Source organism: Pseudomonadota bacterium (genome assembly GCA_018817425.1).
Taxonomy (GTDB): domain Bacteria; phylum Desulfobacterota; class Desulfobacteria; order Desulfobacterales; family RPRI01; genus RPRI01.
Map to the genome: position 1 here is coordinate 45,491 of JAHITX010000020.1, position 14,628 is coordinate 60,118.

Genomic DNA, 14,628 nt, shown 5'->3' on the forward strand with positions numbered 1-14,628 from the left:
ATTTTTACCCTATATGATTTTTATTATTGGTGTCGTGTAATCGGATTTTGCTATATCCGGCAATTCCTGTTTTTCTTTATCGCTTATCATGAAATGTATTTCCTTTTCAGTTCCGTAAACAAAGAGCTTAATCCGAACAGTAAGAAGTACTTTTCAACAGTATCCCAGTTCAGCGATCTTTCTTTATTTACTCCCTTGGCAAGTTGCTTATTCTATCCGTTTAATTTTTTCAGCAAAAAAGCCATATTCCGGCCAAGCACTTTCATGGTTCCGAGACCCCGCTCATCTTTCTCAACATCTCCTTTATCATTACCCAGGGCCATGTTGAAATAGTTTGCTCCCACAATAAACATTTCAAGGCATAAGAAGAAAGAATCCATCATCATTAATGCCTGGGTCGTTCCACTTACAGTGCCTACGCTAACACTAGCACCAACTTTATGCCTTAACAATCCGGGATTTGCATATGCTACCAGTCCAGCTCTGTCAATAAACGCCTTCATTTCTGTTGTAACATTGCTAAAATAGGTAGGAGAACCCAATATTATTCCATCAGCTTTGATCATCTTTTCAATGCATTCGTTAATGAAATCATCTATTGACAAACATTTGTACTCATTCTCTTTCTGTTCAAAACACTTGTAACAAGCTATGCATCCTTTGATATCCTTTCCGGCCAGATTGACTACCTCTGTTTCGATTCCTTCTTTTTCCAGCTCCTCGAATACTGTTTTTATCAATATTGATGTATTACCGTTTTTTCTGGGACTGCCGTTAAATGCAACAACCTTCATTTTAACCTCCATTTTTGATTGACGAGCCACTTTCAAAACGTTTCAGTTTGGTCAAGGTCAAGGCGGGTTAAAATTTTAACCGCAGGAATACATGTAGTATTTCGAGGATTAAAATTTTATCCCAACGCAGAGATCGGCCAAAATGGGACGTTTTGAAACTGGCTCTCAGGTTTATGTTTAAAAAGCCTACACATGGCGGCATATGAAATGCCGCCCTACTATTTATATATATAAAAGATAATTTTCAATTTCGGCAATCAGGCTTTATTTACAGATATATTAATAACCGCTTACTTTTTAACAGGAATTATTTCAAGCCAATATCCATCCGGATCTTCAATGAAATATATTCCCATTTCTTGGTTTTCATAACAGATACAGCCCATTGTTTTATGTTTGTCGTAAGCAGCTTTATAATCATCGGCAACAAATGCGAGATGCAGATCATTGTCACCATGGTTGTATGCTTCTTCCCGATCGCTTAACCATGTAAGTTCAATCTGGTAGTTGTTTGCTTCATCAGAAATATACACGAGCTTAAATTTGCCGTCAGGCTGATCGTAAGTGCGCACTTGGCGTAACCCGAGAGCTTCCTGATAAAAAGCCAGACTTTTCTCAAGATCAAGAACATTAATATTTGTATGTGCTAATTTGAATTTCATTTTTAATTCCTCAATCCGGTTAATTAAATACTATTAAAGATCGGGTATTATTGCGGTAGGTAAAGACAAAATTACAACCTGCCATTTTATACCAAACAATAAATAGTTAAGATCTTGGCCTTTTAGCTCCTTTGTTGGCTCCTCTGTTAGCTCGATCATTCTTCGAATCTTTCTTGTTTGGCAGGCGCGGTTCTCCACCACCAGGGGGCAGAAGCTTCTTGTCCTCCGAAGCAACCCATACAAAACGCGACTGTGCTTTACTTCCTTTATAGGCCGGAACCCTGAAACGGCTCACATGAAATCCGCACCACATCAAGAGCCGCTCGAATTTCTTATTCGGCTCGGCCGACCACACAGACAAGCACCCCTGTTCGCTCAAAGCATGACGGCAGGCCATGATTCCTTCATTGCTGTATAAACGGCGATTACGCGAATCAGTTATTGCACTGGGGCCATTATCTATATCTATCAGAATCGCATCGAATCTGCTTTTAGAACTTGAGATAAGCTCAACAATATCTCCTGTCTCAATAGTAACCCGTTCGTCCTTCAGCGGATGGTCGTTTAGTTTTCCGAAATACTCACGATTCCATTCTACTACAGCGCCCAACAATTCACCCACCAATACATTGGCGTTGGGACTAAGCATATCAAGAGCCTGGCGCAAAGTATAGCCCATACCCAGGCCGCCGATTAGTATTCTGGGAGCCTTTTGACCAACCAGATGCGCACAACCCAGTCGCGCCAGCTCCAGTTCCGACTCATTTTGGCGGCTGTGCATCAAATCATGTCCATTGATATGGATAGAGAAATCCGGACCATGCTGATAAAGCACCATCTCGCCTCCGTCCGGGGTTCTGGTTGTATCTATTTTTACTCTTGGGTTCATATTGAAATCCTATTTTTATATACAGTAATGAGAAGAAACATCAAATAATTAGCGTAATAGCAAAGAGAAAAACGATTTAGAATTCACACGCATCTATTCTTGTTCTGATAGCAAATAGTTAAGATCCGACCTTGTCGGCCTCTATACCCTATTGGCTTCTATTTGCTTTATTCTGTTTCCAGTTTTTTTATCATTTTCCGGATTGTTTCGTGTAGTCTTGGTATTTTTTCCTTACAGGTGTAATAGACTGCTTCGGCATTTACATCGGCATAGTGATGAGTGAGAATATCTCTCATTCCTTTTGCTTTTTTCCAGTCAACTTCGGGATGTTGAGGCAGGAGAACTCCGCCTGTGATTTTATCCAGATTCTTCAAAGATTCACCTATGACAATCATCATCATACAGATAGCATCCAATTTATCAACTCCTGTGAGACTATCCGTGAAGTCTGACACCTTGTGAATAGGCTGAAAGCGGAAAATGATTTTTTCGGCAGCTTTTTCTATCTGGCTCAAAACTTCTTTAGTAAGTTCCTTGTCATACATATAAAGCATCCTTATCAATCTTTGACTTTAAGAATTGATTCATATTTTCTCTGTAAGTTATGATGTCCACCGACCGGTTAAGCCTTTCCTCAAGGTCACTTTTAATACCGGCGAGTAAGAAAAGATCTGGCTTTGAAATGCGAACTACTACATCCACATCGCTGTCTTCACCGGCTTCATCGCGCGAAACAGAGCCAAAAACACCGATCCCCTGAATGCCGTATTGCTTGGCAAATTCTTTTTTGTAGTTGCGTAAAATTTCGATAATTTCCTTTTTATGCATCAGTTTCCCCTGTAGCATTCCAACTCCATATAGTTGAAATACTTTGCTCTGCCTGATAAACAATTATAAATTTAACTTTATGATATAATTTGTTTATATTTTATACCAGAAGCCTTCTTCAGGTACAAGCAATATCATAAAAAAATCAATAACATGTCGATATAACCTTAATTAATCGACACGTTTTGCCTTCATGTCGCTTACATCGACATGTCGTTTTGGTTGGGGATGGTTTCTCCAAGTCCTTTTAATTCCGCCAATGACCTGCCGACAGAAATTGCCTTCTTGAGAGTTGCTTTGGTTTCAATCTCAGCTTGTGGTGGTAGAAGAGGAAGGTCGTTATAAGGTTTTTCTGGATTAAAACTCATGAGTTCGGCTCCTGAAAGTCAAATATTTCATATTGCATAAAATCATTCGTGTTATTAATTCCCCAAGGCTTTTGTTTCGTTGATGCGCAATAAGTTAAAATGTAAAGGACATCCTCAATATAACCCCCTTCCATTACGAAGCTCAATTCGCAAGTAAATTTTTATCAGCCTGCTGATGCCAAACTTTGTGCACAGGGGTATCCGCTGGCAATAAGGCACTCTCTTGCAACTGCAGAGAAAGGTTCATCAGCCTTAAGCTTGGACCGCAGCTGTATGGTTTTTTCTTTTATTCTTGCACGACTGTCTGCGGTGGGTGTTTTTTGGTTCCTTGAGTGTAACAAAACAAGTTCATCAATAATACTTCTACATTTTTTCCACACTTTTTGTCGTCCTTCTCGTAACTGTACGATGCTATTTAAACCATAGCGTTCGATTGAGATTTTAGCCCGTTCCTTCTCCCAACCCTCAGGTAATTTTATTGTACCCTCCCTCATCACACCCCATCCTCAGTACTTCTACGCTCATATCCTTCTGGCAACTCAACAGCTTCCAACAGCTTCTCGATCTGTTTCGGTTCAGGCAGTTTGCCTTTCAGATCGGCCGGAAGGCGTTTTACGATGCGATAGGCGGCCACACCGATGGGTTTGTTGCTTTCTTTAAGAGCGTATTCCACAATAGTGCGTTTTTTTTCTCGGCAGAGAATCATACCAATGGAGGGGTTTTCATCTGGCATTCGGACGCGGTCATCCAGGGCTGCCAGATAAAACTGCATCTTGCCAACATGTTCAGGTTTGAATTCGCTGATTTTGAGTTCTATGGCCACGAGACATTTAAGGGTGCGGTGATATAATAGAAGATCGATAAAAAACTCTTCACCATCAATCTCCAGCCTGTACTGACTGCCCATGAAGGCAAACATGCCGCCCATTTCGCGCAGAAAGTGTTCGACACGGGCAATAATGGCGCGTTCAAGCTCCCTCTCGCTGTGTTCTTCTCCAAGCTCCATAAAGTCAAAGGTGTATTCATCGCGAACCGCCAGCTTGGCCTGGTTTCTTATGGGTTCGGGTAGGTTTTTATCGAAATTGGTCTGGCCTAACAGAGTCTTTTCATAAGTCTGGTCCTGGATGCGAAGAGCCAGGACACTCTTGGTCCAGCCGAATTTACTGACCATGCGAATATAGTATTCACGTTCCAAAGGATCTTTACAGCGTTGAAAAATAACAAGATTATGTGACCATCCGATTTGTGCAACCAATGGTTGCACTTTTGGTAAATCGCGGTATGCCAGATAGAATTCCCGCATGTAGAAAATATTTCGCCGGGAAAAGCCGTTCATACCGGGAAATTCCTTTTGTAGGTCGAAAGCCAGACGCTCCACTACGGACTTTCCCCAGCTTATCTCCTGTTGGCGATGAATAATGATACGGCCAATATCCCAATAAAGGGTGATAAGTTCCCTATTGACGACCTTGAGTGCTTCATATTGGGCCGTTCGCACCCTGGTTTTGATTTCGTCCAGAGTTTTGGAATAATTTACGGGTAAAGAATCTTTCTTTGCCATAATCAGTTTGTTTCTCCCAATAGCTTTACCAACTCCGCCTTTGGCGGCAAAAGAGGAAGATCGTTATAAGGTTTTTCCGGATTAAAACTCATAAGCACGGCTCCTGAAAGTCAAATATTTCACATTACATAAAATCATCGGCGTTATTACTTCTTAATTGAATTGTAATCTGGTTTATATAATATGTTATCTTTTTTAAATTTTATTTTTGAGCCTTTTTGCAAAATGAATACCGGAGGCAAGGATGTAACCACCTCCCCTATAAAAACATTATTTTCTTTCATAATTATTTTTAAATCAAGGTAACCACTTTCATATTTAACTTCATTATCAATTGGTTCAGATATTGCAAAAAATGCTCTCGTACTATAAATATTGCCTACTACAATTTCAAAGTTTCGATTGAAACTTGACAGTTTCGGTATTAATTTCAACAACTCTTTTGGGTAGTAATTCTTTGCCTTAGCTTTGCTTAAATCAAAGATGTGGTATCTGTTTTTTATCAGATCTACTTGGAATAAATTTGGTATAGATTTTTTTCGATTGTCTTCCATTATAATATCACCCACGATTAATACTGATAAGTAAAGCCAATACTTCCGAATATGTTTGCGTTGGATCAATGAAGTATTGGTAAAAATCCATAGTTTCAAGTTAACAAGTTAAGAGCGTTCCGCTCTCCCGACATTATATACAAATAACGTGTACATAAAATTAAATAATTTGGACACGTTTTATTGTCATATCCACAACATGGACATGTTATTTTGAGAGAATCTTAAATATGCACTGCACTAGTGCACATTTTTCTAATATGCACTGATTCTACCAATATCAGTGCATATCAGAAAAGGTCTTAAACAAATCATACAGTGCGGTATTTATATAAAAAACATCCCGTCCGACCTTTTCTTTTTTTAAAATATTAATTGATTCAAGTTGGTTAAGATATCTTCCGGCTACATTGCGGGAGGCAATATTCTTTCCCACCAAATGGTCTATTCTCGTATATACATTGGTAAAAAGTATTTCCACAAGTTCATGGGAATATACTTTTGGCAGTTTGTTTTGTATAGATTTACGGACATTTTCCATGGGCGTCACAATCTCTTTACTTAACCCCAAAGTGAAACAGGCTGTTTTTTCGACAGCCGTAAGCATAAAGCATATCCACTCTTCCCAACTATTTTCAGTAGTTACCTTTCTGAGCAACCTATAATAATCGGCTTTATGCTGAATAATATAACGGCTTAAATACAAAAGAGGTTCTGAAAGCAATCCTTTCATCACCAGATAGAGAACATTTATAATTCGTCCGGTTCTTCCGTTCCCGTCATAAAAAGGATGAATTGATTCAAACTGATAATGAATAATGGCTTTGTCGGGCAGAAGTTCGGCATATCCTCTCAGCTCCGCAAGGAATTGGCTGGCGGCAACCAGCTTTGTTAACACAGCTTTGGTTTCAATCTCCGCCTTTGGCGGCAAATAAGGAAGATCATTATAAGGTTTTTCCGGATCAAAACTCATAAGCCCAGCTCCTGAATATCAAATATTTCATTTTGCATAAAAGCATTGGCGTTCTGACTTCCCTAAGGAGTATGTCTCGTTGATATGCAATGACTTTAAATGTAAAGGGCATTCCCAATATATACCTTAGTTTTTTATATTCCATTTGTTTCTGCGAAAGAATAATATCCTTTTGTATTAAAGATAATATGGTCTAAAAGGTTCAAACCTAAAATAGTAGCGGCATCTTTCAGTCTCTTTGTAATCTGTATATCTTCAGAACTTGGCATTAATTCTCCATTCGGGTGATTATGTGCCACTATAACAGCGGAAGCCCGTTCTGCTATCACATCAGCAAATACTTCTCTGGGATGAACATGTGTTTTATTTACAAGACCGATACTTACAACCCTTACATTCATAACTTCATTTGCACCGTTTATAGAAACACAAATAAAATGCTCCTGTTTCCTGTCTCCGTAATGCCGGATGAGCGGAAGAATGTCTGCGGGAAATTTTATTTTCAATCCTTCCGGTTTTATTCGTCTGCGGACAAATTCGAATGCCGCAGAAATGGCAGTTGCTTTGGCTTCACCAATGCCGTCAATTTCAATGATATCTTTTGCCTGAAACTCCAGACCTTTTTCATCAATGATTTTTACGATCTTTTTCGATAGCGAAAGTACATCATCTTTTTGGGTGCCTTTGCCAAGGATAATTGCAAGCAGTTCCTGGTCAGAAAGAAACCCGGCTCCTTTTTCAAGGAGCTTTTCGCGGGGGCGTTCGTTTTGGGGAAGATCTTTTATTTTTTTCATGGTTCAGTTCTCAGTAAGCAGTGGGCAGTGGGTAGTTTGCAGTGAGCAGTGCGCAGTGGGCAGTTGATGGAATAGTATTCATCGTTGCAACCTCTTTTTTCTGCCGACTGCTGACTGCCGACTATCTACTTCTTTTTTTATCCGTTCCAACAGTTTTTCTGCGGGTTCGTCGTTGGGATCTTGCGGAACCAGTTCGCCACGGAAGGCTTTGGCAAGGACAGATTGAGAGAGCTTGTCCACTCGTGCTTTGGCTTTTTGGTTATGCTTTTCCAGTTTATCGGCAAGGGCAAAGAGTTTGTCCACCTGACGGACGATTTCTTTTTGTTCTTTGAGGGGCGGGAGTACAAAATCAAGCTCTTTTACACGCTGGCAGTTAAGTGCTTTGGGGCCTGAACCACTGCCAACGCTTCTATTCCGTTCATATTGCATGAATAACCAGTTAAAGAGGTATTCAGGTAAAACCAACCCATGATTTATCACAATGGCAGCAACATTTTGATTGCAAGTACTTTCAATATCAAGAATTGCCGATTGTCCTCTTGTTTTCCCTTCGCCAATCATAGCAAGAAGCACGGTGCCTTTAGGTAGCAATTTAACAGAAGAATTATCAAACCCTGATTTTGTTATTTTTTCACGTGTATCTGTTATCCTTGAATTAGCTACCTCACCAGAGCTAACCCAATGGATATTGCCGGCCCAATAATTTTTAACTTTACGAGATGGTGTGCTACCATTATATACATTGCCAATATTGTTTATTTCACAATATCTCCAAGTTTCAGGAAATTCATAGTCACTTCCTTTGTTTTGTAATCGAATTTCGCCTTCTTGATAATTCTTTTCAACAGCATTCAATTCCCGTTTGTTTTCTGCATTGGAGACTCTAAAATCTTTTATCCTCTCCAACAATATCTCCGCACTTTCAACATCGGTATTCTCCTCCCGCCACTTCTCGGTCAGTTTCCCGCTAACCGCGGCAGTGAGCACCGACTGGCGGAAGCGTTTGATTATCGCCGGAACCTTATCCAGCCGCGCTTTTACCGAATCAATACGGGGCATGATTTTGTCCAACTTGGCGACAATGCGTTTTTGTTCGTTGATGGGTGGAAGAGGGATATCGATGTCGTTAAAATGAGTGGTCTTTATGTTATTGATATTTGTTCCGGTAGCCAATTCAGAAATTTTATTTCTATAATAATGGGTTTGAAAAAAATAAGGAAATATTTCAATATTAAGAGAGGAAACCGGTCTTAATACACCACAAAATGCTCCAAAGGTACCTTCCCATTTTTCTAAAATTGGAGCTGTTTTACCAACGACTTTTTTACTACCGCTTGACATTGCTATTACAACATCACCTTTTTGGAGGAATTGCTTTTTATTAACAATGGCTTTAGGTACATATTGTAACTCATTATGGTTTATTGAACCATTAATATTATTTGCTCTTAATAAGGGCACATAATTCTCATTCATTTCAAAACGCATATCGTTTTTATTATATGAGACTCCTCTAATATGCTCACATATCGCACTTATAGCAATTTCTATCCACCCCTTCGGAAGCGTCTCACGCTTGTCAGTGCGCAATCCACAGTCCGCAGTATCCAGTTTTTCACTGCCCACTGCCCACTGCCTACTGCCCACTAATTCCCCGCTCATTCCACTTCCTCCTCATCATCAGTTTGCAGTTCACTGTCCGCAGTATCTATTTTCTCGCTGCCCCCTGCCGACTGCCCCCTGCCAACTGATCCCTGCCCACTATCAACTGCCCGCTGCCGACTCTCTTCCAGCTCTCTCACCAGTTCCTTTTCGCTGGGCAGATAGAGCATATACTTAGCTGCAAAGAGCTGTTTATTTTCGCTTAATACAGAATACTTTACAATGGTTTTATCTTTATCGGTGCATAAAATCAGTCCCACCGTAGGGTTATCACCTTCTCCCCGTTGCAGGTCATCGAACATACGCACATACATATCCATCTGACCCACATCCTGATGAGTCAGCTCTCCGGTTTTAAGGTCAATTAATACGAAGCATTTCAGATGGTAATTGTAAAAAACAAGATCAATATAAAATTCTTTGGTTTCCGTAGAGATTCGTTTTTGCCGGGCGACAAAAGCAAAGCCTTTGCCCAGCTCAAGCAGAAAAGATTGGATGTTCTCTATGATGGCCTGTTCCAGCTTAGACTCGTGCAGTTTGTGTGATTCAGGCAAGCCCAAAAAATCCAGAATGTATGGATTCTTAATTATATCGGAAGCTGTTTCAATAATATGACCCTCACGAACCAACTCCATTACTCCGGCTTTATCCTGACTTTTCAGCAATCTGGCGAAAAGAAAAGTATGTATTTGTCTTTGCAGATCAGGTACGCTCCAACCTTCTTTCTCAGCTTCAATTTCGTAAAACAACCGTTCGTTTTTATGCTCTACCTTAGTCAGTGTGCGGTAATGCGACCAACTTAAAAGAGGCGAAAATCCTGTTATTTCAGAAGGATTTTTAATTGCAAGGCTCATATCTTCAAAAACGTCACAAGGCTTGTGACCAATTTCAGATTCTCCACAAGCCTTGTGGAGTTTTTCAGAACTCGGGAATTCTCCACAGGCTTTGTGGAGAATCCGGGGATTACGATCGGCATATAAGGTATAAAATTGTCTGAAATACCATAGATTAGTTGTAGAAAAACCTCTGCCGTATTTTTCAGTTAGCTCCCTGGACAGGTTTTCGATGATTTGTTTTCCATACTCAGCCCGCTGCTCCCCGTGTTGAATCTCTTGTACAATTTCCTGTCCGATTAGCCAGTAAGCGATTACCATGTTACTGTTTACCGCTTTAACAACATTAGACTTTGCCTGTTCAAGAATGGACACAACTCTGTCAAAGAGATTAGTGCCGGCAATTTGAATAGTTGCCAGTGAATATTCAGCAGCCTGCAGTTCCTTACTCTCTCCTAACTGCTGACTGCCCACTGCTGACTGTTTGCTTTTTTTACTGCTCATTCCACTTCCTCCGATTCAATCAGAGTAAGTATTTCCTGCAACTCGTCCACACAGGCATTGAGTTCCGTGATAGCATCACTTGCCAGTATCTGCGGTTCGGGAAGTGAATTTGGGTCTTCCAGATTGTTATCTTTCAGCCAGGTGATATCGAGGTTGTAATCGCGCTCTTTAATATATGATATGGAAAAGTTTCTAAATCTGCCTTCTTCTCCAAGGTCTTTGCGCTTAACCTGCCCATTGGGGTCTTTTTCATAACATTTTTCAAACTCTGCAAACATTGCCGCAGTTAGTGGACGGTCTTTTTTTGTCACTCCCGGAATATTGGTGCGACAGTCATATATCCAGGTATTCTCGGTTTTAAGACCTTTCTGAAAGAATATCACATTTGCTTTTACGCCCTGACTGTATGGCGTGAAGGTTCCATTTGGCAGCCGCAATAAAGTATGTACATTACAGTCTTCCATCAGGTACTTGAATACATCACCTGCCTCATCGGAAAAAAGCACATTATCCGGCAACACCATTGCCGCCCGTCCACCGGGTTTTAGTATCGTAAACACATGCTGAATAAAGTTGAGCTGCTTATTGCTGGTGGCAACCGTAAAATCATCCCGCACCGGCGCCTGATTCGCACCTTTGGTGCCAAAAGGGGGATTGGTCAGGATACAATCATAGCGTTCTCCACGTTCCGGTTCATAAATACTATCGCCAAGGTAAATCTGCGGCTCAAGGCCATGCAGAAATAGGTTCATCAGCGCAAGCCTGCGGGGACGTGGCACCAGTTCCTGGCCGTAATAAGTCTGTTTTTTAATGCGGAGCACATCTTTTCTATCCAACGCGCCTTTGGTAACTTTCATCAACCATTCATACGCCATCATCAAAAAGCCGGAAGTGCCGCAGGCGGGGTCACAAATTTTGTATTCTTTCGCCACCCGGGGATCGGGCTGCATCACATTAACAATTGAGCTAATAAGCACACGGGGAGTAAAGTATTGTCCTGCACCCTTTTTGCCTTCTGCTGCCGACTTTTCCAGAAGTCCTTCAAAGGCCGCGCCCTTGATATCAACCTCCATTGACGACCAGTCCTCTTCATCAATCATATTGATAACTTTTTTCAGATTGACCGGATTGGTAAATCGGGGCATAGCCTGTATAAAAATATCACCCAAAAGGCCGGACTGACGGCTTAAGGCACGCATGATTTGCGTGAATGTATCAAGCAGGTCTGTTCCAGATTTCTCAGTAAAGGGCTCCCATGAACAATCCATTTTGACCATCTTTTTATTTTCTTCAAATTCCATTTTGGAAAGGTCAATACCCTTTTCATTTGCCATTTTCAAAAACAGCAAATAGGTTAGTTGCTCTATATAATCACCGTAATCAATTCCATCGTGACGCAGAGTATGGCAAAAGCCCCATAGTTTATTGACAACATCAGACAATTTTTTTCTCCTAATCAAGCTGCAAGGGCTTCGTTAATTTCATTTACCAGAGTATTAAATTCGTTTCCAAATATCTGTTTAGCCTTTGTGCGTCCGCCGTGTCGCTCAAAAACAGGCATGATTTCAAAATCCTCCTCAGCAATCGCAAGGTTCTCAATTAAATGCTCTTTGATATAGGCTATCCAGGTAAGTTGTTCATTACTAAAATTATGGGCTCCGGCTATTAGGGAAATAACCAGCTCCACTCGTTCTTTAGCGGTAAGAATGGGAACATCGTAATCAGAGGCATGCTTTATCATTGAAATTATATCTGCGAGAGGTTTTTTATACACCAGTTCATGGCCACGTTGTAAATCCTTTTCTGAAAAGTCACTTTTGCGCAGCTTATCCCTCAAATCTTCCAGCGCATCGGTATTCCACTGTTTTGGCTTTGATAAAAGTATTTCGATAGCTTCTATCTGCTCGGGGTTTCTTTTTACAAAAGCTTCAAAAAGTTTGAGATAATCTTCGGGCTTCTGTAAATCACTGCCCACCCTGAACATGACTTCATCCTCTACGGTATCCACGATATCATATCCTTTAAAAAATACCTTTTGAGGCCGGGGGTAATTTTCCAACAGGTCTTGGAAATCTTTATCCATTAATAGCTGCATCGTATTGGTAAAACTCTTATCAATATTTTCTTTGAGCTTATCGGCATAGGCTTTCATGTCGCCATCAGGGATGTATTTCGCAAATTTATCCCGCGCCTCGGTTCCCATGTTCTTTTCAATTCGCCGGAGCCGTTTAATAAGCCGTTTTACATTATACTCCCGATCACGGTTATCATAAATCCTTTCGATAATCTCTGAAATGGGAACAGTCTCCTGCTGGAGGTTCACATTAAAATCAGTGGCATTTTTGAAATATTCAATAAGTGAGCCGTCAAAACAGTCAAAAATGGTAAATTTTTCCTTGTATATTTCTTTGCACAACCGTGTTCCGCGCCCCAGCATCTGAACCCAGAGAATACGGGATTTCACCATGCGCATGAATACAACCATTTCAATGGCTGGAATATCAACCCCGGTTGTAAGCATATCAACAGTAACAACGATTTTGGGTTCCGGACGGTTTCTGAATTGCCGGATCTTTTGCAGCGGGCGGTCAACCGTTGGGCTGCCGGTGATTTTAATTACAAAATCATCCCCCCCGCCGTAAACCTGTTTGCAAGTTCTGACTACTTCATCGGCATGGGAAACATAAGGCAAATCATTAACAGCAAAGATAAGCATTTTGGGGAAACGCTTATGTTCTTCTTCATGCTTGTCCGTGTATTTTTTTATCGCTTTAATAATTTTTTTTGTACTATCCGGAGAAGTGATTTTGGCCTCTATCTCCGTAGCGCCAAATTCCCGCTCATCTTCAAGCTCATCAAGCTGCTCTGCTCCGGTTCCCATATCTATTTCACCGACCAGCTCACCTTCTTTGAGAAAAGCGCCGTTGATATGAATGTCGGATTTAATCTTAACAGCATCATAATCTACCAGATACCCATCCAGTACGGCCTGTTCGGTGCTGTATGAATAAACTTTGTGTTTAAACATCGCAAGAGTATGTGTGGCAGGGGTGGCGGTAAGACCGATTTTTATGGCATCAAAATAGTCCAGAACATATTTCCACCGTCCTGTTTCCTTTGCTGAATATCCCCGATGGCACTCATCAGCAATAATGACATCGAATGCGTTTATGGGTATATCAAGCTTATTCGCATCAACATCATATTCAAAGTTACTGACCGCTTCTTTGCCCAAAAGATTTATAGACATCCTTTGAATGGTAGATACATATATAAAAGTTTGTTTTTCTTTAGGATTGGTTAGGTATTCTTCCGGTAATAACTTCGGGTCAAAATTGGATTCATCCTCTAAATCTTCCCGTTTAAACTTTTGACTGTACACTTCATACTCTTTGTCGAGTTTTAATCCTTCCGGTGTTTCAAAAGCAGAAATGGCAGACACGGTTTGGGCTGCCAATACTCTTCTGTCTACGAGAAAGAGGATTCTTTTTGCATAGCCGGATTTTAAAAACCGGTAGATAGAAGAAACAAGGGTAAAGGTTTTTCCTGTACCCGTTGCCATTGCTAAAAGCATTTGCTTTGTGCCATCACAGGCACTATTTTCAATAGCTTCGATAGCCTTTATTTGATATGGCCGTAAACGGGTAATTTCATTAACCGGCCTTTTTTTAAACCAGGCTTCGGCGCTTTGTGTATCCCGGTTGAATTTATCCAGCAATGCCTGAGGAGAATGAAAATCAAGTAACTGATAAGAGCAGTTTCCCTTATTCCTCACATCAAGATGAAAAATCAGTTCACCATTTGTTGAATAGAGAAAAGGAACTTTATACTCCCGCCATTCACCTATGGTATTTGGAACACCTTTTGAATATCTTTTGGCCTGTTCCAATACATTTTCTGCACCAACCGAAATTTTTTTTGCTTCAATAATTCCAAATAGCTTCCCTTCAACAAATAAGGCATAATCGGCCGGACCGGTTGCTGTTGGATATTCTTCAACCGCATGCCGGACAAGCAATGATGTATCATTAACTTTATCATTATGAATAATTTCCCAATTCAAAAAAGAAGATTTGAGTTTTTCGTCAATTCTTTTCTTACGGGTTATTTTTTCCGATTCAGTCATTCGTCTTCATCTCTTATTTTCTGCTGTCCAACAAGGTCATTGGGTATCCAAGACGGGTAAGTTTGTTATTATTCATAGAC

At 40.6% G+C, this 14,628-nt stretch carries 15 protein-coding genes; all 15 read right to left on the minus strand.

Annotation, left to right across the window (positions count from 1 at the left end; all coding sequences use genetic code 11):
- Nucleotides 1-212 precede the first annotated feature (212 nt).
- Entirely contained in the window at nucleotides 213-794 is a 582-nt protein-coding gene (locus KKC46_04565; GenBank protein MBU1053089.1) for a flavodoxin family protein, read from the minus strand.
- A gap of 290 nt (nucleotides 795-1,084) precedes the next feature.
- Entirely contained in the window at nucleotides 1,085-1,456 is a 372-nt protein-coding gene (locus tag KKC46_04570) for a VOC family protein (GenBank protein MBU1053090.1), read from the minus strand.
- Between the two features lie 106 nt (nucleotides 1,457-1,562).
- Nucleotides 1,563-2,345, minus strand: a complete 783-nt coding sequence (locus KKC46_04575; GenBank protein ID MBU1053091.1) for a hypothetical protein — start codon at nucleotides 2,343-2,345, stop codon at nucleotides 1,563-1,565.
- A gap of 167 nt (nucleotides 2,346-2,512) precedes the next feature.
- A complete protein-coding gene (locus KKC46_04580) occupies nucleotides 2,513-2,890 on the minus strand; it encodes a DUF86 domain-containing protein (protein ID MBU1053092.1) in 378 nt (125 codons plus the stop codon).
- Nucleotides 2,883-3,173 carry a nucleotidyltransferase domain-containing protein gene (locus KKC46_04585; GenBank protein MBU1053093.1) on the minus strand — a complete coding sequence of 97 codons (291 nt, stop codon included), beginning with the start codon at nucleotides 3,171-3,173 and terminating at the stop codon, nucleotides 2,883-2,885. Before KKC46_04585 ends, KKC46_04580 begins: the two co-directional genes overlap by 8 nt.
- A gap of 200 nt (nucleotides 3,174-3,373) precedes the next feature.
- Nucleotides 3,374-3,541, minus strand: a complete 168-nt coding sequence (locus KKC46_04590; GenBank protein MBU1053094.1) for a hypothetical protein — start codon at nucleotides 3,539-3,541, stop codon at nucleotides 3,374-3,376.
- A gap of 164 nt (nucleotides 3,542-3,705) precedes the next feature.
- Complete coding sequence (locus KKC46_04595; protein ID MBU1053095.1) at nucleotides 3,706-4,035, minus strand: hypothetical protein; 330 nt, start codon at nucleotides 4,033-4,035, stop codon at nucleotides 3,706-3,708.
- Complete coding sequence (locus KKC46_04600; GenBank protein MBU1053096.1) at nucleotides 4,035-5,102, minus strand: DUF1016 family protein; 1,068 nt, start codon at nucleotides 5,100-5,102, stop codon at nucleotides 4,035-4,037. Before KKC46_04600 ends, KKC46_04595 begins: the two co-directional genes overlap by 1 nt.
- A gap of 146 nt (nucleotides 5,103-5,248) precedes the next feature.
- A complete protein-coding gene (locus KKC46_04605) occupies nucleotides 5,249-5,656 on the minus strand; it encodes a hypothetical protein (GenBank protein MBU1053097.1) in 408 nt (135 codons plus the stop codon).
- Between the two features lie 280 nt (nucleotides 5,657-5,936).
- Nucleotides 5,937-6,629 carry a Fic family protein gene (locus tag KKC46_04610; protein MBU1053098.1) on the minus strand — a complete coding sequence of 231 codons (693 nt, stop codon included), beginning with the start codon at nucleotides 6,627-6,629 and terminating at the stop codon, nucleotides 5,937-5,939.
- Between the two features lie 134 nt (nucleotides 6,630-6,763).
- Complete coding sequence (gene radC / locus KKC46_04615) at nucleotides 6,764-7,423, minus strand: DNA repair protein RadC (GenBank protein MBU1053099.1); 660 nt, start codon at nucleotides 7,421-7,423, stop codon at nucleotides 6,764-6,766.
- A 78-nt stretch (nucleotides 7,424-7,501) separates the two neighbouring features.
- Entirely contained in the window at nucleotides 7,502-9,085 is a 1,584-nt protein-coding gene (locus tag KKC46_04620) for a restriction endonuclease subunit S (protein MBU1053100.1), read from the minus strand.
- Nucleotides 9,082-10,422: a DUF1016 family protein gene (locus KKC46_04625; GenBank protein ID MBU1053101.1), complete on the minus strand. Its 1,341-nt coding sequence runs from the start codon at nucleotides 10,420-10,422 to the stop codon at nucleotides 9,082-9,084. The genes KKC46_04620 and KKC46_04625 overlap by 4 nt, the downstream gene beginning before the upstream one ends.
- Entirely contained in the window at nucleotides 10,419-11,864 is a 1,446-nt protein-coding gene (locus KKC46_04630) for a type I restriction-modification system subunit M (protein MBU1053102.1), read from the minus strand. The genes KKC46_04625 and KKC46_04630 overlap by 4 nt, the downstream gene beginning before the upstream one ends.
- Nucleotides 11,865-11,878: 14 nt before the next feature.
- Nucleotides 11,879-14,548, minus strand: coding sequence for a DEAD/DEAH box helicase family protein (locus KKC46_04635; protein ID MBU1053103.1), 2,670 nt, complete (start codon nucleotides 14,546-14,548; stop codon nucleotides 11,879-11,881).
- Nucleotides 14,549-14,628: the final 80 nt, after the last annotated feature.